The organism is Acutalibacter sp. 1XD8-33 (genome assembly GCF_003612555.1).
Classification (GTDB): domain Bacteria; phylum Bacillota; class Clostridia; order Oscillospirales; family Acutalibacteraceae; genus Acutalibacter.
The window spans coordinates 338,185-360,527 of the sequence record NZ_RAZF01000001.1; the positions used below are offsets into that span (position 1 = coordinate 338,185).

The following is a 22,343-nucleotide window of genomic DNA, read 5'->3' on the forward strand; positions in this document are numbered from 1 at the left end:
ACGCTCCCTTATTGCCCGGAACCAGCCAAAACACGCGCCGGGCCCTGTTGCCCGTTCACCGGGCCAAAAGGGCCCCCATATCACAAAGCCAAGGCTTGACAAGAGCCCCGGCTCGGGATATAATAAGCAGGAAGGGACGCTGCCCCATGGCGGTTAGCCCAAAATAGCTTTAGAACTCAGTTAGCCGTTTGGGTTGCAGCCGACGGCTAACTCGCTTTTGGAGCTATGTATGAGATTACCACAAGGGCAATCAGAATACAGACCGCGAAACGCAGTATTTTCGCTCCCATAGCGCGCCACCTCCCCTCGTATAGACTCAGGGATCAGTGAACCACCCCCTTTCGGGTGGCTAACCGCCCAGGCCGGATGCCCAGCCCGGACGCGACAGCGTCCGCCAATATTCCAACACAAATCCGCTTGGAGTTTTCCGGTACTTTTGCGTAGCAAAAGGCAAGCCTTTCAGGCGAGAGGGAAACTCTGAATGTACGCTTTGCGTACATTCTAACACGTCCGGGATATTATGTCAACGCCACGCGCAAAAAGCCCCACGGAGCTTGTCCGCGGGGCTTTCTCTGCGCTTTCCTTGGGCTGAAACGCCAGGCCTTTTAGATGGAGGCGAAGTACTTGATGGTGCGGACCATCTGGCTGGTGTAGCTGTTCTCGTTGTCATACCAGGAAACTACCTGTACCTGGAAGAGGCCGTCGCCGATCTCGGTGACCATGGTCTGGGTGGCGTCGAACAGAGAGCCATAGGTGATGCCGATGATGTCGCTGGAAACCAGGGGCTCCTCGGTGTAGCCAAAGGAGTCGGAGGAAGCGGCCTTCATGGCGGCGTTGATGCCCTCAACGGTCACATTCTCGCCCTTCACAACGGCTACCAGGATGGTGGTGGAGCCGGTGGGCACAGGTACGCGCTGGGCGGAACCGATGAGCTTGCCGTTCAGCTCGGGGATAACCAGGCCGATGGCCTTGGCGGCGCCGGTGCTATTGGGAACGATATTCACAGCGGCGGCACGAGCCCGGCGCAAGTCGCCCTTGCGATGGGGGCCGTCCAGAACCATCTGGTCGCCGGTGAAGGCGTGGACAGTGGTCATGATGCCGCTCTGGATGGGAGCGTACTTATTCAGGGTGTCGGCCATGGGGGCCAGGCAGTTGGTGGTGCAGGAGGCGGCGCTGATGATGGTGTCGGAAGCGTCCAGGGTCTTTTCGTTCACGCTGTAAACGATGGTCTTGAGGTCCTTGCCGGCGGGGGCGGAGATGACGACCTTCTTGGCGCCCGCGTCGATATGGGCCTGAGACTTCTCCTTGGAGCAATAGAAGCCGGTGCACTCCAGCACAACGTCCACGCCGATCTGGCCCCAGGGCAGGTCGGCGGCGTTCTTCTCGGCATAAATCTTGATGGTCTTGCCGTCTACGGTGATAGAATCCTCGCCGGCCTCGACCTTGTCGCACAGAGCGTAGCGGCCCTGGGCGGAGTCATACTTGAGCAGGTGAGCCAGCATCTTGGGGCTGGTCAGATCGTTGATGGCCACAACCTCGTAACCCTCGGCACCGAACATCTGACGGAACGCCAGACGGCCGATGCGGCCAAAACCATTGATAGCAACTTTTACAGACATTGGAATTACCTCCTAAAGAATGATGGGGTGCCGGACAATAGCAAACACGCCTGAAAATCCGCAAATGCCGATTCCCAAGCTGGGCGGCTGCGCCGCCGGGTTCCAAAGAGACAGAATGCTTCTTGGGAACCGCGTTAACTATACTCTTATTTTATAACATTTTTTCCAAAATTACAAGTCCCTGCCAATAAAATCCGCTGAAAAAATGCGGGCGGCATTCTGTCTGATTTGTCCAGAATGATCCGGCAGGGGAAACTGCAAGCGTGATTTTGCGCTTTGCTCTCCGCCTTGCAAAGCCTGCCGAGGTATGCTAGAATGTAAATGCTTGCCCTCCTATTCCCGCAAGCGGGAAGGGGGTGGAAATCGTGCAATGGGTTATCGACTTTATTTTGTCTGCCGCCGCCAGTGTAGCTGCCAGTTACATATGCAAGTGGCTTGACGGCAGACGCAAGGGCAAGCGGTAAGGCAAGCCACAAAAGAACCCCCGGAGAAGTAGCGTTCTCCGGGGGTTCGCTTGGTGGAAATACTGCAAGTTATCGACTTCATGTATAGTATACCACCCGGCGGGAGAAAATGCAAGGGCTATTTTACCTCCAGAGGCAGCCAAAATTCCACCCGTCGGCTGTCCTCCAAGGGATACACCTCCAGCTCAGGCCCATGGGCATGGCGATAGGGCGAAGCCGGAAGCCACTCCAGCATGGCGTACATCTCCGCCTCCACCAGAGCCCTAGGCGGCTCCCCCCGATTAGAAAAAATTGCCCACAGGCATTCCGGGACGGCATAGGACTCCAGGTCCTGGGGCGGAAGGGAGTCCCCTGCCTCGGCCGCGATGAAAAAATCGAACGCCCGGCAGGCCGGGTCTTTTTCCACACAGGAGACACCCAACACCTGACTGCCCGTCACGGTTCCGCCTTGTTTCCCGGCCATCTCCTTCAGCCGCTGGACAAGGCCATTCTTATGAGATTCCTCCCAGAAGTCCCCAAAGATTTCGGTGTCTTGGCCGGAAACCCAGCATTTTTTCCCTGTTACCAGAAAGGAGGGCTTCCTCTGGATTCTCACTTCCATCCCCTGTTCTCCTTCTTCCTCATCCGGCTGGCTTTCTGTTCATCCCCTATGCTTCATCCCCGCCCCCCGTCTCAAAATGCCGGGGCTCCTGGGAGACGCCGTCCTGACCGTGGTCCACGGCGGCGCGGTAATAGCCCGTCATATAGGCCAGCAGAAACACCGCCCCCAGCAGCCCGCACAGCAGGAAGAGAGGGGGCATTTCCCCATAGTATTTCTTGCCCAGCAGGCCCAGGACCAGGTCTGCCCCATGGTGGGAGATCACCAGCGCCGCAACCGCGCCTCCGGCGGCAAACAGCCGCAGGGCCGCGCCCGGAACCTCCACCCCGGCAAAGATCCGGCACAGGTAGAAAAGCCCTAGCAGCAGGGCCGCGCCCCCCACCACGGTAAAGAAATTCTCCACCCCAGAGGAGGATTTGGCATAGAACACGTACACCAGAACCAGATAGCTGATCCCCCAAAGGACCCCGGCCACATAGAGCAGGGGGGCCTTCTCCATGGGATTTTTCCCGGCGAACAGCCCCAGGGCGGTATAGATCTGCACCAGGCCGAACACCAGGCACATGACCAGGAAAAAGACATGGATAAAGCCCTGGTGTACGGATTCGTACCCGGAAGGGCCGCCTTGCAGGAAGCTCTGGTAATCCCCCAGCAGCACGACCCCGGTATAGAGCAGCGCCAAGCCGGAGACCAGAGCCAAAGCCCCAGTCACGGGCTTTTTGCCGTGGGCGTCGTCCTGAAACGCCCGGCGGGACCTGCGGCAGAACAGGGCCGCCAGCACCGCCAGCCCCAGGGGGAGCAGGAGGCTCAGCCAGGCCATAAGGCCCCCGTCGGTATCGAAGCCGGTGGCGTAGTCGAAGCACAGGAGCATCCGGGCCAGGCGGAGGCCCAGGCCGGCGGCCGCGGCCAGCCAGATGAGCTTCAAGCCGTTTCCGATGGACATTGCTTTGGAAGATTTCATTCTCTCAGCCCTTTTGTTTTATAGTATGGATTTGCCTCCGGCGGCTTAGGGGCGTTGGGTCTCGGCTGCCGCCTCGGTCGGGTCAGAACGATTGCCACTGGCAATCTTCCCCGCGGCTACGGCAAGACCGTGGGGCTCCGCGCCCCACACCCCCGCCAGGGACTATGCCGTCCCTGGACCCGGCAATGTGTCGCGCCACTCCCAGCCCGGCAGAGTTTTGCAAAGCAAAACTCATGACACACGGCGAAGCCTAGCCGAATCTTATCGCCATTCTTCGCGCCATGTGCGCCGGAGGCCATTCCGTACCACTAAAAGTATAATAGCATATTTTCCCGTCTTTTCCAATAGCTTTTTAGGGGGCGGAAAAATTTCACCGCTCCGAGAGGGGCACGTACCGCTGCTTCACCGGCAGGGCCCGGTAGGCCGGGCGCATGATCCGGCCCCCGGTGGTCAGCTCCTCGATCCGATGGGCGCACCAGCCCGTGATCCTGGACACCGCGAACATGGGCGTGAACAGGTCCTCCGGGATCCCCAGCATCTCGTAGACCAGCCCGGAGTAGAAGTCCACATTGGCGCTGATGACCTTCTCGTTCCCCGTCGCCTTCAAAAAGGCACCGGGAGAGAGCTTCTCCACCAGCTCGTAGAGGGCCAGCTTTTTGTCGTAGCCCTTCTCCCGAGCCAGGGCCTGGGCCTTGGATTTCAGAATCACCGCACGGGGGTCCGAGAGGGTGTAGATGGCGTGGCCCATGCCGTAGATCAGGCCGCTGCCGTCCCCGGCCTCCCCCCGCAGGATCTTCTCCAGATACCGGGAGACCTCCTCCTCGTCCGCCCAGTCGCCCACGTTCTCCATGATCTCCTCCATCATCATCCGCACCCGGTGGTTGGCCCCGCCGTGGCGGTAGCCCTTCAGGGACCCCACCGCCGCCCCGATGGCGGAATAGATGTCCGTGCCCGCGGAGGTGAGCACCCGGGTGGTGAAGGTGGAATTGTTTCCGCCCCCGTGCTCCGCGTGGAGCACCATGCACAGGTCCAGCAGCTCCGCCTCCTCCCGGGTGAACTGCCTGTCCGGGCGCAGGGCGTTCAGAATGGCCTCTGCCGTGCAGTGGCCGGGCTCATAGGGGTGGAAGAACATGCTCTCCTTGTCGAAATGCCGGCGCTTCACCTGGTAGGAATAGGCCATGATGGAGGGCATCCGGGCGATAAGGGAGATGCCCTGGCGCATGTTGTTCTCCAGAGAGGGGTCCTCCGGGGAGTCGTCGTAGGAATAGAGAGCCATTACGGACCGGGCCAGCTTGTTCATCACGTCCCGGGAGGGGGCCTTCAGAATCATGTCCTCGGGAAAATACTCCGGCAGCTCCCGGTTATCGTAGAGCAGATCGCACATGCGCTTATACTGGCGCTGGTCCGGCAGCTTGCCGAAGATCAGCAGCCAGGCCACCTCCTCAAAGGCGAACCGCCCCTCTTTCTGGCAGCCGCCCACAATGTCCTCTATGTCGATGCCCCGATAGGTGAGCCGCCCCTTGTCCGGCACCTTGTCCCCGTCGTTGATCAGGTAACCGTGGACGTTGCACACATGGGTGAGCCCGGCCATTACGCCGGTGCCGTCGGCGTTGCGCAGGCCCCGCTTTACGCCGTGAAGCTGATATTCCTCCCGGCTGATGGCGTTATTCCGGCGGTACTCCGCGCAAAGCTCCTGGATCGTGGTGCTTTGGGGGCTTTCTTTGTTCAAGCGCTGCATAGGAACCTCCCCTTTCTTTCAGCTATTTTATCATTTTATCCTTTTAAGCGGGACGAGTCAAGGACTTTTGCAGGACAAGCGGACGAATTATGCAAAAGAGAGGATGCCAGCCGAAATTCCGCCGCCATTTTGTGAAAAAGGAGCGACCTTTTATGGAACGAAAAACATCCAAAGGGGCAAAGGGCCTGCTGTTGGCCTTTTTGCTCTTATACGCTTTCATCACGCTGACCCCTGCCGCTGTGCATCAATTTTTTATACGGAGGGCGGATGCCGCCCCTTCGGCCTCCCCCATGCCCGGAAGCCCAGAGCCATCCCCGGAAGCCTCCCCGGACGCCGCCCCCAAGGATTTCCTCGACGCCCGGAGTCTGCCCCAGGGGGGCGGCCCCATAAAAAAAGAAGCCCCCAAAGAGGCGTCCTTCACCCTCTACGACGCGGCTACCGGGGAGACCCTCACCGTGCCGGAGGAAGAGTTCCTGGCGGCGGCCCTGGCCTGCGAGATGGACCTGGCCGCCCCGAAAGAGGCCCTGAAGGCCCAGGCCGTGGCCTCCTACAGCTACTACAGCCGCCTGCGGGACCAGGGGGAACAGATCGCCTGCGACACGGAGAACTGGCTGGTCTATGTGCCCCAGAGTGCCATGGAGGCCCGCTGGGGGGAGGACTGCCAGAGCTACCGCGCCCTGCTGGAGGGCGTTGTGGCGGAGGTAAAGGGCCAGCTCCTCACCTATGAGGGGAAGCCCGCCCTGGCCTGCTATTTCGCCATCTCCCCGGGCAGCACGGAGAGCGCGGAGAACGTGTGGGCGGCGGACGCGGGGGCGGAGCATCCCTATCTGCAAGCCGCCGCCAGCCCCGGGGACCTGTTCTGCGACGGATACCTCAGCACCGCCAGCTTCACGGAGGAGGAGTTCCGGGCGGCGGTGGAGGCCTATTTTGCCGGGGAAACGGCAACGCCGGACCTGTCCGGCCCGGCGGAGGAATGGCTCACGGAGCTAGAGTACACCCCCTCCCGGATGGTGAAATCGGCAGAGCTGGGGGGACTGGCCGTCACCGGGGCGCAGATTCGAGGGGCCCTGGGCCTGCGCAGCGCCAGCTTCGATTTCACCTTGGAGGAAGGATCCTTCCGGTTCACGGTGCGGGGCTGGGGCCACGGGGTGGGCATGAGCCAGGCCGGGGCCGTGTTCCTCGCCCAGCGCGGCGCGGACTACCGGGAAATTCTGGCCCACTATTACCCCGGCACAACGCTTTTGCCTCCGGCAGCTTAGGGAACTTTTTGAAAAAAGTTCCCTAAGAACCCTCAAAAACTTTTACCCACTCCTCGCTTTGCTCGTCGTGAGCGTTTTATAATGTTTTGCCAAGCTAACCAGGGTAAAAGTTTCGTAGACTTCGTTCTACGAAGTCTTACCTTTCTCAAAGGTTGCGGTGGTTTGGAGGGCGACAATCGCCAGTGGCGATTTCCCGTCGCCGACCGAACCGGCAGGTGAGAGCCCCTATCTCGACTGCGGAGCAGGCGGAAATCCCCTGGAAACCAGAACCAGCCAGCGCCACGCGCTTCAGCTCCCGAAAAGCCCGCTGTGGGAGCCCGTGCGGGCCAGGGTGAGCACCAGGACGTTGTCCTCCAGGCGGTAAATCAGCAGCCAGTCGGGCAGGATGTGGCATTCCCGGTGCCCGGCCCAATTCCCGGAGAGGGGGTGGTCCTGGTTCCGCTCCGGCAGGGCCTCGCCCATAGCCAGGGCCGCGACCACATCCTCCAGGAGAGCCATATCCATCCCACGCTTCCGCGCCCGTTTGTAATCCTTCTTAAACTGGGCGGTGTGCTTGACAATATACTTGGTTTTCCTCATGACCGCAGCTCCGCGAACAGTTCGTCCAGATCGTCATAGCCCTTCACGCTGGGGTCGTGGGCGATGCGCTCGGCCTCCAGCATGGCGGCGATGGTCTCCTTGTTGGGCTGGTTCAGGGCGATCTCAAAGGGAATGCGCCCCTCCCGCAGGGACTGGCGGACGAAGATATTGAAGGCGGTGGAAAGGTTCATGCCCAGCTCGGCGAAGAGCGCGTCGGCCTGGGCTTTCAGGTCCGCATCCATCCGGATGCTGATATTGGTGGTTGCGTTTGCCATATCGCACGCCCCTTTCTATGATGGCACTCTTATTATACGCCATTTGCACGAAGAAAGCAATACACCGCACAAAAATTTCACCCAGCTAACCAGGGTAAAAGTTTCGCCCGCCTTACTGCGCTTTCCCGTATTCGTAAATAGTGTCGCTGGGCAGGTCGATTTGGTCATTCCAGAACACGCAGGTCCGGCTCTGGTCAAGCTGCACCTGGTTGAACAAGCCCGTGATGGAACGCAAATCCCGGTAGCTCTCGATTTGCTCCATGTCCTCTTTCACATCATAGAGGACCGCTTTTCCGTCGTCGAACACCACGCGCAGAAAGAAGTCCGGCAGCGGCGTAATCTCTTTGATTCTTGGTATCATACGCGCACCTCCTGCGATTTCAATGTCTTGCTGTCCGCCTACCCTTTCCGGGGCGGCTTTACGTTCACTTCGGGCGGAATGCCGTCCGAAATCTCCCCGTGCTCCCGCTCGAAGGCCCTGACGCTCTCCCGCACCAAAACCAGAATATGGCTGTTAACGGAGCGCCCTTCGTAATCCGCCACATAAGCAATCTTCCGCAGCATTTCCTCCTCAATCCGTATCGACACGCTTTTCACGGCCACACAATCGCCCCATTTCAAACATATTGTGTGTTTATTTTAGGAGCAATATGTGCTATAATGTTCTATATAGATATCCGGTATATCTACAATATATTTTTGGAGTGACGAATATGTGGGTCGCGGTCATAGGCTCCCGAAGCCTGAAGGTGGACAACCTGGAAAAATACCTGCCCCCGGCCACCACCGAGATCATCTCCGGCGGGGCCAGGGGCATCGACGCCTGCGCCCGGGCCTACGCCCTCGCCTGGCGCATCCCCCTCACAGAGTTCCTGCCCGACTACCAGCGCTACGGCAGGGCCGCCCCCATCCGGCGGAACGTCACCATCATCGAAAACGCCGATCTGGTGCTGGCCTTCTGGGACGGCAAATCCCGGGGCACGAAATTCGTCATCGAGCGCTGCAAAAAGCTGGGGAAACCGGTGGAAATCTTCTTACTGCTTTCACCGAAATAGATTTTATCCCGTCTGCTTCGCAGCCGGGACAAGAAACCCCCGACGAGGGTTTCTTGCGGCAAACAGTCCACTGGACTGTTTGCCTATCTTCCTGCGTTATTTTCTCAGGCTATCAAAGTCAAGACCTTGGGGACGCTGTCCCCAAGCCCCTGCCACTTTTGAAAAAGTGGACAAAACTTTTACGTTGGCTGGCTAGGCGTGGACTTTTAAATTGCTGGAGCAGTCGGGCCTTTCCTCAGCTCTCCAGCTCGTTTACAACGCCCTCCCGGTCCACAGTCAGCACCACCCGGTAGCTGGGGTCCAGGCTCCGGACCTCCGCCGTTATCCGGGCCTCGATTTCCCGGTCGCTGTCCGTGAGGGAGAAGGGCACCGCCACGTCGAACACAATGTTGGAGTGGGTCACCCCCCAGACTACCCGGAAATCGTGGATCGCCGCCTGGGGATAGACCGCCTTCACCCGCTCCAGCACTTGCTCCCGCAGGGCCTGGGCCTTGGGGTCGCCGGTGACCACCGGGTCCAGGTGGATCACCAGATGGATACCCTCCTGCTCCAGAAAGTCCCGCTCGATGTTGTCGATCAGGTCGTGGCTCACCAGAATGTCCTCCTCGGCGGGCACCTCGCAGTGGACGCTGGCAAAGGTCCGCCCCGCGCCGTAGCTGTGCACCGTCAGGTCGTGGATGCCGATGATCCCCTCGTAGCCCCGGATTCTGGTGTACACGTCCCGTACCAGCGCCTGGTCCGGAGCGGCCCCCAGCAGGGGGTCGGCGGTCTCCAGAATCAGCTGGACACCGGACACCACAATGAATATGGCCACAAGGAGGCCCAGCCACCCGTCCAGGTTCAGGCTGGTAAACCGGGTGACCAGCGCCCCAAGGAGCACCGCCCCCGTAGAGATCACGTCGTTGCGGCTGTCGCTGGCCGTGGCGGAGAGGGCGGCGCTGCCGATCTTCTTCCCCACACTGCGGTAAAAGCCGCTCTGCCAGAGCTTCAGGAGGACGGAGACCGCCAGCACCAGGAGCACCGCAGGGGAGAACTCCGCCTCCTGGGGGGAGAGGATTTTTTCCACTGAGGATTTCCCCAGCTCCAGGCCCAGCAGCAGCACGATAAAGGAGACGATCACTCCGCAGAGGTACTCGATGCGGGCGTGGCCGAAGGGGTGCTCCTTGTCGGCGGGCTTCCCCGCCAGCTTGAAGCCCACCAACATGATGATGGAGGAGCCGGAGTCCGTCAGGTTGTTCACCGCATCCGCCAGAATGGCCACGCTGTGGGAGAAGAGCCCCGCCAGCAGCTTGATGACGAAGAGCAGCAGGTTCGTGGCGATGCCCACCGCTCCCGCCGCCCGGCCCGCCTTTTCCCGCACAACCGGAGCCGGGTTTTCCCCGTATCCCTTCACCAAAAGGCCCATCAGCTTGTCGAACATCAAATCGCCTCCTTTACGGTCGTGGCACACGGCGCGAAGAATGGCAAAAAAGTAAGGCTGGGTTTCGCGGTGTGCCGCCCGGATTTGTGCTCCGCAGAAAGCCGTTTCGCGCACCCACGCCCCCATAGCATCCATAAAATATACTTCCCAATGTCCCCGGCTATACCAATCTACACCAGAATGCTGCCGCCCTGGCTGTCGATGCCCACGATCAGGGGGAAATCCTGCAGCTCCAGGCGCTTCACGGACTCGCACCCCAAATCGGGGAAGGCGATGACCTCACAGGCGGTAATGCACTGGGCCGCCAGGGCTCCCGCGCCGCCGATGGCGCACAGGTACACCGCCCCGTTGCGGCGAATGGCTTCCACCACCGCCGGGCTCCGCTTCCCCTTGCCGATCATGCACTTGAGACCCAGGTCCAGCAGACGGGGGGTGTAGGGGTCCATGCGGGCGCTGGTGGTGGGGCCGCAGGAGCCAATGGCCAGGCCCTCCGGCGCGGGAGTGGGCCCGGCATAGTAAATGGCCGCACCCTCCAAGGGATAGGGGGGCTCCTCCCCCCGGTCCAGCATTTCCATGATGCGCTTGTGGGCGGCGTCCCGGCTGGTGTAGGCCGTGCCGGAGAGCAGCACCCGCTGGCCCGCCTGCAGGGTCGGAGCGAGTTGTGCAAGCTCGCCGGTATTCAGGCGGATTTCTGCGTTAGTTTTATCTATCATGCTAATTCCTCGATTGCGATAAGTCTAATTCCAAATAATACTCCCGCTCCGTTTCCCCCACGATTCGAAAGCCCAGATTTTGGTGCATGTGCAGCGAGGCCTGGTTCCACTTATACACCGTGGAGCCGGTGATCTTCTCGCAGCCCCGTTGCCGCAGCCGGGCGATCACCGCCTGCATGGCCCGCCGCCCGATCCCCCGGCCAAGGTAGTCTCCGCGCCAAATGGCGATGGGCGGGTTCTCGGGCTTGACGGTCGCGTCGCCGATGGCGGTCCAGGCCCCGTTTTCCAGCGCTTCTATAAAGTAAAGTTCCCCGTGACTGTCCAAATACCCGCACATAGTCCAAATCGGGAACCTTGGCTTCATCGAAAATCCCCTCGGAGTTCTGGTAGACCACCGGGTCCTGGTAGCCGGGGAGTGCTAGCTCATAGTGGCCATCGTAGCGCTTAAGCCGCAGGCCCTCCCCCAGGGGGGCAGCGCCTCCGGCTGAGGGATTCCAGGCAATGGCATACTCAGCCCTCCCCCAGAATTTCCGCCTGGCGCTTCTTGCTGAAGCCCTTGAGCACCTGCTGATAGGCGTGGTCCAGCATTTCCCGCAGGAGTTCGTCCGGCACCTTGCCGTCGGGCTTCACGGAATTCCAGTGGTCCTTGTTGCAGTAATAGCCGGGCACAATGTCGTCATACTGCTCCCGCAGGAGCTGCCCCTCCATCGGGTCCAGCTTCATGGTGATGTAATAGGGCACGTTCTGCTCGTCCAGGCAGATGGCCACAAACATTTTCCCGCCAATCTTATAGCGGATCCAGTTCCAGCTCTCCTGCAAATCCTTGGTCACCGATGGCTTTGCCAGCAAATATTCGTCCATCCAGGGGTATTTCATGGCTTCCTCCTTTATCCAGAACCTGTATTCACAGCCTGCAAACCCTGCCAAAGCGGTTTTTTTCGTGCCACTCGTCGTTAAATCCGCTTGCCATACGGCAAGTGATACCTAAGAGTTGCAAGCAACTCTGGGAATTTGCCTGGATTGACACGTAAAATCCTCGCTTTGTCAGCATTTTCGGCTATCAATACAGGTTCTTATATGGAAAAGCGGCTCCGTGCATGGGGCCGCCCTCCCGGCCGGGAAAGCCCCGGCGTGTTTTTTATAGAAGCTGTACCGTACGGTAAGGGAATCCGCGCGATGATTTTCAGGCCTGCTGAGGGCGCTGGAAAGCGAGCCCGCAAGCCGTGATTTTCCAGTATTGGGCTTTCCGCCCATACCGGGTGTCCAACAGATATTTCTCCACCCGAAAGCCCTGCCCTTGGCACAGGGCCTCTACTGCCGCCGCCTCCTCCCGGGGATCCAGCGACTGATAAAAGAGACTTCCACCGGGCTTTAAAAAGGTGAAGAGCTTCTCCAGGATGCTCTCAAACAGGCCGCTCTCCATGCGGGTGCTGCCGGTCATGGTCACGATGCCGAACCGGCCCTCCAGGCCCTCGCACTCCATCACGTCTTTGCAGATAACCCGCACCGGGGCGGGGTTGCCCTCGTTTCTGAGGCCCTCTTCCAAAGCGCGGCAGATCTGCGGGTCCAGGTCGATGCTGACAAGGCCCCCGCCTTGCAGCCGGTAGCTGAGATACCGGTCCCAGTATCCCGCGCCAATGCCCACGTTGCAGATATCCTCGCCCTCCGCCACGGGGAAATTCTCCTCAAAGAAGGCGGTGGCCCGATACTCCAGATATTTCTGCTCCGCCGACAGATTCCAGGGCCCAGCCTCGGGTCCGTAGAGACTGCCGTAGGTTCTCAAAAGAAAATCCTTATCCATATTCCGCTCCTTTCCCATCTGTGAAACGTGAAATCCTTTTCCCTGTCACAGCCGGAAAGGCGGCCCGCAGCATTGGGCCGTCGGTCGCTATTTTTCCCAGAACAGCTCGATATGTTCGTTGGTGGGGCCGTAGAAAAAAGCGATGCGAATGGGCGTATCGCCCCCCAGGTCGGCGTCGGCGGGCTCGTTGGTCACCTGGTAGCCGACCGCCCGCACCTTTTCGATGATCTCGTCCACCTGGTCGGTGGCAAAGGCAATATGAGCAAGACGCTGCTCAGGCAGGTCTCCGGGGGCCCCCGCCGGGGCTCCGCTCTCCACAGGCAAAATCTCCATGCAGCTGTTGTCCCCGCAGGACACCATCAGGCAGGGGCGCTCCGGGTCTCCCCAGCTCTTTTTGACCTCCATGCCCAGCAGCTTGGTGTAAAAATCCACTGTCTCCTGATATTTCTCCGCCGTGGGCTTAACGGCAATGTGATGCACACCCTTTATCATTCCCATCGCTTGTGTTCTCCTTTTGAACCAGTATTCACAACCTGCAAACGCCGTCTAAGCGGTCTTTTTCCCACTGCTCGTTGTTAAATTTGCTTGCCATACAACAAGTATGCCTTCACAAATTTGCCTAGAGCAACGCCAAAAAGTCCAGAGCTCAAGCGCTCTTGCTCATCCAGCATTTTCGGTTATGAATATGGGTTTTTATTTCCGGTTAAAGATGGACATAATGTCCGTGAACGTGTCGTCGTCGTCGATTACGGCGGGGTCTACCCGGGGCTCCGCGCTCCGGACGCTCTGGCCGCTCCGGATAGGCGTGGTGTTAGAGCGGCTGGAAATATTGGGGGTGGGGTCCGCCACGGGCCCGGGGGTCAGAAAGTCGTCGTCCAGGTCGATATCCAGGGCAGGCTTGGACTTCTCCCCGTTCATGCCCTCAAACCCGGTGGCAATCACCGTCACGTTCATGGAATCCTCCATGGACTCGTCAAAGGTGGCGCCCCAGATGATATTGGCGTCGGGATGGGCCCGCTCGGTGACGATCTGGGAGGCGGTGTCGATCTCGTCCAGGGCGATGTCCGGGCTGGAGGTGATGTTGATGATTACGCCCCGGGCCCCGGCGATCTTTGTCTCCAAGAGAGGGCTGGAGATGGCCGCCATAGCCGCCTGCTCGGCCTTATCCTTGCCTGTGCCGTGGCCCACGCCCATGTGGGCGTAGCCCGCGTCCTGCATCACGGACTTCACGTCCTCAAAGTCCAGGTTGACAATGCCGGGCAACTGGATCAGGTCGGAGATGCTCTGCACGCCCTGGCGCAGCACGTCGTCCGCCACCAAAAAGGCGTTGGCCAGGGTGATCCGCTCGTCGCTCACCAGCTTCAGGCGCTCGTTGGGAATGACCACCAGAGAGTCCACATGCTCTCTGAGGGCAGCGATGCCCCGCTCCGCCTGCTCCATGCGCCGGCGGCCCTCAAAGGCGAAGGGCTTGGTGACAATGCCCACGGTGAGGGCCCCCTGCTCCCGGGCGATTTTCGCCACGGCGGGCGCCGCGCCGGTGCCTGTGCCGCCGCCCATGCCGGCGGTGATAAAGACCATGTCCGCGTCCTTCAGGGTCTGGGCGATGATCTCCCGGCTCTCCTCGGCGGCCTTCTCGCCCACCTCGGGCTTAGAGCCCGCGCCCCGGCCGCTGGTGAGCTTTTCTCCCAGCTGCACCTTAATGGCGGCCTGGCTGCGCTGAAGCGCCTGTTTGTCCGTGTTCATGCACACCAGCTCCACGCTGCGCACGCCGGCGCTGGCAATGCGGTTCACGGCGTTTCCGCCGCCGCCGCCTACCCCAACCACTTTGATGGTCTGTGGGGTTTCATCCAACAAATTGTCAACTTCAAAAGGCATTTTTCTTCCACCCTTCATTTTCTCAATTCCGCTGATTTATGAACTAAAAAAGAAGCCCTCTCCTCCGCAACCATGTTTCCTGTTGCAAAAAGCAGGATTACGTCAACTAATCGCTACATGGTATAATCTATCACTTTTTCGGGAAAATTTCAAGGATATTCTTGAAAAAAGGGCGGACAAATTGAATATTTCCCAGTTTTTTTCAGAGAAATATCCACCCGGGCCTCTTTGGGCACAAGATATGGGAGGCTTATCCGCCCGTATAGGGCTGGTCCGGGATGCCGCTGCCCCTGCCGGGGGCGGATGTGGGCTCCGGGCTTCCCCCGGCCGGGCCGGGATCCTGCTGCCCGCCGCCCTCTGCCGCCCCCTGCCCCTGGACCGGAGGCTGGCCGCTCTCCGGCGAAACCGCCCCTTCGGAGAAATAGGACCGGCTGTTAGAGGGCAGATAGGACAGGTCCAGCACGCCGGTGGCCTGGGGGCCGATGGTATCCGGCCTGTCGCTGTTAAAGAGCCCGTAGCCATACTGGACCTTCCGGGTGAGCTCGTTCACCCCGCCCAATACACACTGCACCCGGTTTTCATACCAGAGGGAGATCTTGGACAGGTCCCCCATGTCCAGCCGGGTGAAGTTCTGGACGGCGTCCAGGCCGGCAATGGCCTCCACGATCTCCCCGAAAGCCTTTGCCGCCCCTTCGTCCTCCAGGACCAACTTCTCTCCCGGCTGCACGGCGGGCGGGTTCAGGCCCGTCACCTGCATCAGGCCCTCCGGCGGGTCGTTCCGGGTTTCCAGCACCTTGCCCCCGCTCTCCACCACTACCCACTGGCTTCCGGACTGAAAGCAGCAGGCGGGCCGGGCGGCGGTGATCCGCACCACCACCGTGCCGGGAATCCTCCGGCTGATCTTGGCCTCCGCGATATAGGGCAGCTCCTTTTCCAGGCGCTCCTCCCGGCTGCCGGTGGGGATAAAGAGCAGGTTGTCCCCGGTCTTATAATTGCAGATCCGCAGGATCTCCTCCTCGGGATACACCGCGTCTCCCGTGACCCGCACGGCGCTTACCCGCAGCAGGATGGACTCCAGGAAAAACCCGGTGCCCAGCAGCATGGCCGCCATGGCCAGCACCATAAGGAACCGCCGCTTTCCTCGGCTCATGGGCTTTTTGCGCTTTCGGGGCGGGGGCTCGGGCCTGCCCCGGGGCCGAGAAGAGGGCGGCTGGCCGGGGCGGGGGCTCCCGGGGCGGGGGCTCTTTCCCGGCTGGCTCCTGGAGGCGGGCCTCTCCCGTCCTTTGCCTTTGGAGGGGGGCCTGGCGGGCTCGCGGCCCCGGCGAGTGTCCCTGGAGCCTCGGGGGCGCTGGGAGCTGGTTCCGGCCCTTCCGGAAGGCTGGTTCCCCGGTTCCCGGGCCGTGCGCCGGGCCCCGCCCTCCTCCCTGGGGGTGAACAGGCCGAACTGAGGCGGCTCGCCGGTGGAGTGGGACCGGATGTCCTCAAAGTCATTCCCGTCCCACAGGCCGCGCCTGTCTTTTCTTCCGCTCATCGCCTTCCCCCCCTCCTTTCTTCAGGTCGTGGCACATGAGGCCACGAATGGAAAAATGAGATAGTTTAGTTTCGTCATGGTGTCAAAAAGATAAACACTCGCGGGGCTCGGTTTATCTTTACGTTTCTGCCCCAGCCGTGAAACGGCTATCTTTTGCTTCGCAAAAGTCCGGCGAAAACTCTGCCAAGCTGGGTGCGAAGTGTTCTCAGCTAGCCAACGTAAAAGTTTCGTAGACTTCGTGAAACGAAGTCTCACCTTTCTCAAAGGTTGCAGGGGCTTGGGGGGTGAGCGTTCTGCCGGATACTTGGCAACGCCAAGTATTGCAGACAACGCCGCGAACCGACCGAGTCGGCAGGCGAGACTCGCGCAGCCCTCAAGGTCTTATCCCTTGACCTGAAACACCTGAGAAGCGGAATTTTTGCGGGTGGTGAATCATAGTTAATCTCGCTGTGCTCGGTTAACTATCAAGAGGGGGGCGGAGAGTTCCTCTCGTATAACCAGATGAAACTCTTTTGCAACGGAATAAAAAGCTCTCCTGGAAACCGGAACCAGCCAGCGCACGCGCCTACGCCCCCATACCCATATAAATAAAAAACTACTCCTCCCGGACCCGGGCCCCCAGGTCCCGCAGGCTTCCTGCCAGGTTTTCATATCCCCGGCGGATAAACTCCGCCCCTTCCACCCTGGTGCGCCCCTGGGCCCGCAGCCCCGCCACCACCAGGGCCGCCCCGCCCCGCAGGTCCGCCGCCTGTACGGCGGCTCCGGTGAGGCCTTCCACGCCCTCCACCACAGCCACCTTGCCCTCCACCTTGATGTTGGCCCCCATGCGCTGAAGGCCCTCCGCATGGCGGTAGCGGCTCTCGAATATGTTCTCCACGAACACGCTGGTCCCCCGGCCCACCGCCGCCATGGACATCACCACCGGCTGGGCGTCTGTGGGAAAACCGGGATAGGGCATGGTGCGGATATGTTTCACGGCGGAAAGCCGCCTGGGCGCCATGATGTTCAGGCACCCGCCCAGCTGCCGCACCTCGCAGCCGGATTCCTCAAAGGGCGAGAGCATGGGCAGGATGTGGGTATTGTCCACGTCCCGCAGGGTGATGTTTCCCCCTGTGACCGCAGCGGCCGCCATGTAGGTGACGGCGGCGATCCGGTCCGGCATCACCCGGTGCTCCGCGCCGTAGAGCTCCTTCACCCCGTCCACGATCACGCAGCTCTCCCCCGCGCCGTAGACCCGGCCTCCGCAGCGGTTCAGGTATTCGCACAGGTCGCAGATCTCCGGCTCCCGGGCGGCGTTGGCGATGATGGTGGTGCCCCTGCCGCACACCGCCGCCAGAATCAGGTTTTCTGTGGCCCCCACGCTGGGGAAGGAGAGGGACACATAGGCCCCCTGGATTCCCTCCGGGGTCCGGCAGGTGAGCCAGCCGCCGCTCTCGTCGATCTCCACCCCCAGCTTTCGCAGGGATGAGAGGTGCAGGTCGATGGGCCTGGGCCCCAGCTCGCAGCCCCCGGGAGAGCAGAGCCGGGCCTCGCCGCACCGGGCGATGATGGCCCCCAGAAACACAATGGACGAGCGCATCCCTCGCATCAGCTCCTCGGGAATCTGGCAGCGGGTGACGGCGTTGTCCACAATGAGGTCGTGGCCCTCTCGTTTGCAGCGGCAGCCTAGATGCTCCAGAATCTGTACGGCTGTGTCCACGTCGGAAAGGTCCGGACAGTTGTGCAGCACGGTCTGGCCTTTGCACAGCAGCGCGGCGGCCAGCAGGGGCAGGGTGCTGTTTTTTGCCCCCTGCACGGTGAGCTCCCCGCAGAGTTCCGCGGGGCCGTCAACAATAATCATAGGGAACACCTCGTTTTTTTAGCTATACTTTTTGAGAGATAGCGTGCGCAGCCGCTGGCTATCAGAAAGTATATCCCATTTTATGAGGCGGTCCCGATTGTGTGCGGGGCGGGGCTATCCCCCCAGGTTTTCCTCCTTGTGGAAGAAGGCCCGCTCCAGGAGGGCATACTCCCCCGGCGCGCAAACCTCCCTGCACCGCGCCTGCCCGGCCCGGGATTTTTCCAGCATGTCCCGGATCCTCCCGCAGGGGAATTCCTCGCAGCCCTTGCAGCTCTCTGTCCCCCGGGCTCTTGCGCAGTCCGTCAGGCCATAGGAGCAGGGCCTTTCCGGGAAGCAGCCCCCGCAGCGCATCTCCTCCGGGGGCGGAACCCCCTGACGCCAGCCCACCCTGTGCCAGAGCTCCGCCAGGGCCCGCAGCTCCTCCTCGGTCCGGGCCGGATAGCGGGGGCACTGGAGACAGTCGTCCCCGCAGGGGGTGAGCCTCCGAGTGGTTCTGCGGTAGAGCTGGGTGGGGCCGTCGTCCCCGTTGGCCATGCAGAGGAATTCCCAGCCGTACCGCTCGTAGAAGGAGGCGTGGTCCGTCACCAGATAGAGGGTGGGGATTCCCAGCCCGGCCATATCCTCGCACACCGCCTGGAGCAGCGCCCCGGCGATGCCCTTGCCCCGGTAGGGCTCGTCCGTATACACGGCGCAAACATTGGGCGTGAGGTCCGGCCGGTCGTGGAAGTCGTTTTCAATGACCCCCATGCCCCCGGCGATCCGATCCCCATCCATGGCCAGATACCACTGAGGCACAGGGCCGCTGCCCGCCAGCATGTTCTCCATGCTCTGGCGGTAGGCCTCCTCGGGCACGCCAAAGGTGTGCTGGAACCACCGGGCGGCGGCGGGGACCAGCTCTGGCCTGTCCCGGAGCCTGACGATGGGATAGTCCATAGAATCTCTTCTTTCCTCAAATTTCGCAAATTTGGCAAAAATAGGCGCGCAGTGCTGTGGGAGTCCAGAGGGACGGCGTCCCTCTGGCGAGGCGTGGAGCAGAGCTCCACGGTCTTGCCCTTGACCTTACCTCCTGATAAGCGCATTTTTTGAAGGTGAATTGGCAGGCGAAGCCTGCCAAGAGGAAACTTTTTGTAAGAAAAAAAGTTTCCTTGTTCCGGAGAAAGCCAGCTCTGTGCGCATGAAATCAGCTAAAATGCCCGCCCGGTCTTGTGCTCCGCAATCAGCCTGCCCGCGCACTCACGCGCCCATATAAAAAACACAGTATGCCGCTGGCCGGTTCCAGTTTCCAGGGCGCTTTTTCTCAGTTGCAAAAGAGATTCATCTCGCCGTGCGAGATGAACTCTCCGTCCCCTCTTGCAAGAGTTTTGCTTTGCAAAACTGGGATAGTTAATCGAGCGAAGCGAGCATTAACTATGATTCACATCCTGGCAAAAATACGCTTCTCAGGCTATAAAGGTCAAGGGCAAGGTCGTGAGGCTCTGCCTCACACTCCGCCACTTTTGAAAAAGTGGACAAAACTTTTACGTTGGTCAGCTGGGAGCACGCGCACCCAGATTGGCAGAATTTTCCGGTACTTTTCGGGACGAAAAGGCGAGCGCTTCGCGCGAGAGGAAAACGGAAAGATAGATTGAGCTACGCGAGTGTCTATCTTTTTGACACAATACTCAGCTATCTCATGTCTCCATTCTCGGCGTCATGTGCGGCTTTCTTCATCTCCCGGTAGATCCTCTCGCTGGCATCGATGATCTCCATCTTCCCCGCGTTCTCCCCCAGAGAGCGCAGCCGCTCCGGGTCCGAGAGAATCTTCTCTACTTTCCGCCACAGGACCTCGCCGGTGAGGTCCTTCTCCTCGATGATCTCCGCCGCCCCCCGGCGCACCAGGGCCATGGCGTTGTGGAACTGGTGGTTCTCCGCCACATTGGGGGACGGCACCAGGATAGAGGCCTTGGCCTTGGCCTCAATCTCCGTCAGGGTCATGGCCCCCGCCCGGCCGATCACCAGGTCCGCCGCCGAAAGGCACTGGGGCATATTGTCGATGTACTCCAAAAGCCGGATCTGGGGGTTCCTGTCTATGTCCAGGCCGAACTCTTTGACCTCCCCCAAAAATGCCGGGTCGTGGGACCCATAGCCGTGGATGTGCTGGTATTTCCCCGCCTTGGCGCTCTCTGCCAGCATATAGGCGGCGGCGCGGTTTAGGGCAGAGGCCCCCAGGCTCCCCCCGAAGGACAGCACCAGGGGGCGGCTGTCCAGGCCCAGGGCCTTTCGAGAGGCCTCCCGCTCTGCCGCCAGCACCTCCCCCCGCACCGGGTTCCCCGTGACCACACAGTTCACCGAGGCGTCGAAGTACTGCCGGGCGTCGGGCACGGCCAGCATCACGGTTCTCACGGACTTGGCCAGCATTTTTGTGGTGACCCCAGGGTAGGCGTTGGACTCGTGAATCACGCAGGGCACCCCCAGCTTGGCAGCCTCCCGGACCACCGGCCCGCTCACATAGCCCCCCGTGCCCACGCACAGATCCGGGGCGAAGTCCTTGATGATCTTTTTCGTCTCTGCCGTGGCGGTGAAAATCCGGCCCACGGTCTGGAAATTCCGCACCAGATTCCTGGGGGTCAGCTTCCGCTGGAAGCCCGAGATGGTGATGAAGGCCATGTCGTACCCCGCCTTCTTCACCAGCCGCTCCTCCATGCCCCCCCGGTTGCCCACATACAGAATCTCCGCGTCCGGCTCCTTTTGCAGCAAATACCCGGCCACTGCCAGCGCCGGGTTGATGTGTCCGGCGGTGCCCCCGCCGGTGAACAGTACCTTCATGCTCCCGCTCCCTCTCTCGTCAGTTTTCCCAAGTATCCCCGGGCCCTTTGGCCCGGAGGCCCCATATCGCTCCCCAAAATCACGTTTTCTCCACATTTGCGCTGCGGGAGATGTTTAAGAGGATGCCCATCTCTCCCAGCAGCATCAGCAGGGCCGTTCCGCCATAGCTAAAGAAAGGCAGGCTGATGCCCGTGTTTGGGATGGTGTTGGTCACCACGCAGATATTCAGCACCGCCTGCAGCCCCACCTGGAAGGTGAGCCCCAGCCCCAGCATGGTGCCGAAGCGGTCCTTGGCGCGCAGAGAGACCCAGATACCCCGCCAAATCAGCAGGGAAAACAGCAGGATGATCACCAGCGCGCCCACCAGCCCCAGCTCCTCGCAGACAATGGCGAAGATGAAGTCGTTCTGGGGCTTGGGCAGATACAGGTATTTCTGCCGGGACTGACCCAATCCCACCCCCAGCAGCCCCCCGGAGCCGATGGCGTACAGCGACTGCTTGATCTGCCAGGTGTCCGTGCCCTGGGACTTCTCCCCGAAGGGGTCCAGCCAGCCGGCCACCCGGTCCATCTGGTACACGCCCCCTTCGCCGCCCTCGTCCTTGCCGCCCAGCAGCATATAGGCCGCCAGCAGCAGCCCCAGCACCGTCAGGCCCAGCACGAACCAACGGGGCTTGGTGCCGCCGATGAACATCATGATCGCCCCCAGGGCCAACACGATCAGCGTGCCGGACATGTGGTTCTCCAGAAAGATCAGCCCGGCAAAGGCCAGCAGCACCCCGGCAAAGGGCAGAACCCCATACCGGAACGTGCTCATCTTCTCCCCATACATGGAGATCATGTGGGCAAAGAGCAGGATCAGAGAAAACTTGGCAATCTCCGAGGGCTGGAACTGCACCCCCAGGTTCAGCCAGCGGTAGGCCACGCCCTCGCTGGGCGCGATGGCCTCAAGGTGCAGGAACCGGCCCAGCACCACCACCATAATCAGCAGCACCGCCGTGACCCCGGCGATGGGCAGGGCCAGCTTGTGGAAGCGGTGGTAGTCGAAGGTGGAGATCAGCACCATGGCCGCCACCCCAAAAGCCGCGAAGCCCCCCTGCCGGGAGATATAGTAGTAGCTATTGCCCTCCCGGTAATAGCTGTCGGCATAGCTGGCGGAAAAGAGCATCACCAGGCCCACGGCCAACAGCACCATCACAAAGATGAACAGGGGCATATCCATCCCCCCGCCCAGGCTGAACAGGGCGTATTTCACCTTCCGGCGGCGCCGGGCAGGCTCTCGTTTTGTCCTGGGCTCCTCCGGGGCGGATTTGGGCACGCGGTTCAGTCCTCTGGCGGTTCCTCCTGCTGTCGGCATGAGGCTCATCTCCTTTCTTTAAGGTCGTAAGGTCGTGGGACGCTGCTAAGGCACACCCTGCCAGGGGCCTAGACGCCTGAGACTTGGCTTTGCCAAGTCTTTGACCGCGCAATGTCACTCCTCATTTCATTCTTCGTGAAGGTTTTATGTGTTTTGACAAGCTAACCAAGGTAAAAGTTTCGTAGACTTCGTGAAACGAAGTCTTACCTTTCTCAAAGGTTGCGAGTGTGTGGGAGAGTTCGCTTCGCGAACTCTTGAGCTCCACGGTCTTGCCCTTGACCTTAACACCTGAGAAGCGCAATTTTTGCGGGTGTGAATAATAGTTAACGCTCGCTCCGCTCGGTTAACTATCCGAGTTTTGCTTTGCAAAACGGAAAGATAAACCGAGCGATGCGAGTGTTTATCTTTTTGACACTACCGCGAAACCCAGCTTACGCCTCGCACATACTAGGCGCG

At 60.7% G+C, this 22,343-nt stretch carries 22 protein-coding genes; 2 read left to right on the forward strand and 20 right to left on the reverse strand.

Annotation, left to right across the window (positions count from 1 at the left end):
- Nucleotides 1-605 precede the first annotated feature (605 nt).
- The 4 genes from gap to D7X94_RS01580 form a co-directional block, all read right to left on the reverse strand.
- A complete protein-coding gene (gap, locus tag D7X94_RS01565; protein WP_120425923.1) occupies nt 606-1,619 on the reverse strand; it encodes a type I glyceraldehyde-3-phosphate dehydrogenase in 1,014 nt (337 codons plus the stop codon).
- 582 nt (nt 1,620-2,201) lie between these two features.
- Nucleotides 2,202-2,684: a GyrI-like domain-containing protein gene (locus D7X94_RS01570; RefSeq protein ID WP_120425924.1), complete on the reverse strand. Its 483-nt coding sequence runs from the start codon at nt 2,682-2,684 to the stop codon at nt 2,202-2,204.
- Nucleotides 2,685-2,730: 46 nt separating this feature from the next.
- A complete protein-coding gene (locus tag D7X94_RS01575; RefSeq protein ID WP_120425925.1) occupies nt 2,731-3,642 on the reverse strand; it encodes a hypothetical protein in 912 nt (303 codons plus the stop codon).
- Between the two features lie 370 nt (nt 3,643-4,012).
- Nucleotides 4,013-5,380 carry a citrate synthase gene (locus D7X94_RS01580; RefSeq protein WP_120425926.1) on the reverse strand — a complete coding sequence of 456 codons (1,368 nt, stop codon included), beginning with the start codon at nt 5,378-5,380 and terminating at the stop codon, nt 4,013-4,015.
- Nucleotides 5,381-5,532: 152 nt separating this feature from the next.
- On the opposite strand from D7X94_RS01580, the gene D7X94_RS01585 reads away from it, so the two are divergent.
- A complete protein-coding gene (locus D7X94_RS01585) occupies nt 5,533-6,639 on the forward strand; it encodes a SpoIID/LytB domain-containing protein (RefSeq protein ID WP_158590848.1) in 1,107 nt (368 codons plus the stop codon).
- A 288-nt stretch (nt 6,640-6,927) separates the two neighbouring features.
- Here the strand turns inward: D7X94_RS01585 and D7X94_RS01590 are convergent, their stop codons facing one another.
- The 4 genes from D7X94_RS01590 to D7X94_RS01605 all read right to left on the reverse strand — a co-directional run bounded on the left by D7X94_RS01590 (nt 6,928) and on the right by D7X94_RS01605 (nt 8,096).
- Nucleotides 6,928-7,218, reverse strand: coding sequence for a type II toxin-antitoxin system YafQ family toxin (locus D7X94_RS01590; RefSeq protein ID WP_120425928.1), 291 nt, complete (start codon nt 7,216-7,218; stop codon nt 6,928-6,930).
- Nucleotides 7,215-7,493 carry a type II toxin-antitoxin system RelB/DinJ family antitoxin gene (locus D7X94_RS01595; protein ID WP_120425929.1) on the reverse strand — a complete coding sequence of 93 codons (279 nt, stop codon included), beginning with the start codon at nt 7,491-7,493 and terminating at the stop codon, nt 7,215-7,217. The genes D7X94_RS01590 and D7X94_RS01595 overlap by 4 nt, the downstream gene beginning before the upstream one ends.
- 112 nt (nt 7,494-7,605) lie before the next feature.
- The gene (locus D7X94_RS01600; RefSeq protein WP_120425930.1) at nt 7,606-7,854 is read right to left on the reverse strand and encodes a DUF2442 domain-containing protein; all 249 of its coding nucleotides are present in this window, start codon (nt 7,852-7,854) and stop codon (nt 7,606-7,608) included.
- A 38-nt stretch (nt 7,855-7,892) separates the two neighbouring features.
- Complete coding sequence (locus tag D7X94_RS01605; protein ID WP_120425931.1) at nt 7,893-8,096, reverse strand: Arc family DNA-binding protein; 204 nt, start codon at nt 8,094-8,096, stop codon at nt 7,893-7,895.
- Nucleotides 8,097-8,206: 110 nt separating this feature from the next.
- On the opposite strand from D7X94_RS01605, the gene D7X94_RS01610 reads away from it, so the two are divergent.
- Nucleotides 8,207-8,548 (forward strand): DUF2493 domain-containing protein, encoded by a 342-nt coding sequence (locus D7X94_RS01610; RefSeq protein ID WP_120425932.1) that lies wholly within the window; start codon nt 8,207-8,209, stop codon nt 8,546-8,548.
- Between the two features lie 235 nt (nt 8,549-8,783).
- Here D7X94_RS01610 and D7X94_RS01615 read toward each other — a convergent pair whose 3' ends face one another.
- From D7X94_RS01615 to D7X94_RS01670, 12 genes are all read right to left on the reverse strand, one after another.
- Nucleotides 8,784-9,968 carry a cation diffusion facilitator family transporter gene (locus D7X94_RS01615; RefSeq protein ID WP_120425933.1) on the reverse strand — a complete coding sequence of 395 codons (1,185 nt, stop codon included), beginning with the start codon at nt 9,966-9,968 and terminating at the stop codon, nt 8,784-8,786.
- A 170-nt stretch (nt 9,969-10,138) separates the two neighbouring features.
- Entirely contained in the window at nt 10,139-10,681 is a 543-nt protein-coding gene (locus D7X94_RS01620) for a FumA C-terminus/TtdB family hydratase beta subunit (RefSeq protein WP_120425934.1), read from the reverse strand.
- 1 nt (nt 10,682) lies between these two features.
- Nucleotides 10,683-11,045: a GNAT family N-acetyltransferase gene (locus D7X94_RS01625; protein WP_120425935.1), complete on the reverse strand. Its 363-nt coding sequence runs from the start codon at nt 11,043-11,045 to the stop codon at nt 10,683-10,685.
- Nucleotides 11,046-11,191: 146 nt separating this feature from the next.
- Nucleotides 11,192-11,557, reverse strand: a complete 366-nt coding sequence (locus D7X94_RS01630) for an MmcQ/YjbR family DNA-binding protein (RefSeq protein ID WP_120425936.1) — start codon at nt 11,555-11,557, stop codon at nt 11,192-11,194.
- Between the two features lie 307 nt (nt 11,558-11,864).
- Nucleotides 11,865-12,482, reverse strand: coding sequence for a methyltransferase domain-containing protein (locus D7X94_RS01635; RefSeq protein ID WP_158590849.1), 618 nt, complete (start codon nt 12,480-12,482; stop codon nt 11,865-11,867).
- Nucleotides 12,483-12,569: 87 nt separating this feature from the next.
- Complete coding sequence (locus D7X94_RS01640) at nt 12,570-12,980, reverse strand: VOC family protein (protein ID WP_120425938.1); 411 nt, start codon at nt 12,978-12,980, stop codon at nt 12,570-12,572.
- Nucleotides 12,981-13,175: 195 nt separating this feature from the next.
- Entirely contained in the window at nt 13,176-14,357 is a 1,182-nt protein-coding gene (ftsZ, locus tag D7X94_RS01645) for a cell division protein FtsZ (protein WP_120425939.1), read from the reverse strand.
- 250 nt (nt 14,358-14,607) lie between these two features.
- Nucleotides 14,608-15,888, reverse strand: a complete 1,281-nt coding sequence (locus D7X94_RS01650; protein WP_120425940.1) for a cell division protein FtsQ/DivIB — start codon at nt 15,886-15,888, stop codon at nt 14,608-14,610.
- 595 nt (nt 15,889-16,483) lie between these two features.
- Nucleotides 16,484-17,728, reverse strand: coding sequence for a UDP-N-acetylglucosamine 1-carboxyvinyltransferase (murA, locus tag D7X94_RS01655; RefSeq protein WP_120425941.1), 1,245 nt, complete (start codon nt 17,726-17,728; stop codon nt 16,484-16,486).
- 114 nt (nt 17,729-17,842) lie between these two features.
- Nucleotides 17,843-18,661: a GNAT family N-acetyltransferase gene (locus tag D7X94_RS19625; RefSeq protein ID WP_120425942.1), complete on the reverse strand. Its 819-nt coding sequence runs from the start codon at nt 18,659-18,661 to the stop codon at nt 17,843-17,845.
- Nucleotides 18,662-19,393: 732 nt separating this feature from the next.
- A complete protein-coding gene (gene murG / locus D7X94_RS01665; protein WP_120425943.1) occupies nt 19,394-20,533 on the reverse strand; it encodes an undecaprenyldiphospho-muramoylpentapeptide beta-N-acetylglucosaminyltransferase in 1,140 nt (379 codons plus the stop codon).
- A gap of 79 nt (nt 20,534-20,612) precedes the next feature.
- Nucleotides 20,613-21,887: an FtsW/RodA/SpoVE family cell cycle protein gene (locus D7X94_RS01670; protein ID WP_243111084.1), complete on the reverse strand. Its 1,275-nt coding sequence runs from the start codon at nt 21,885-21,887 to the stop codon at nt 20,613-20,615.
- Nucleotides 21,888-22,343 lie beyond the last annotated feature (456 nt).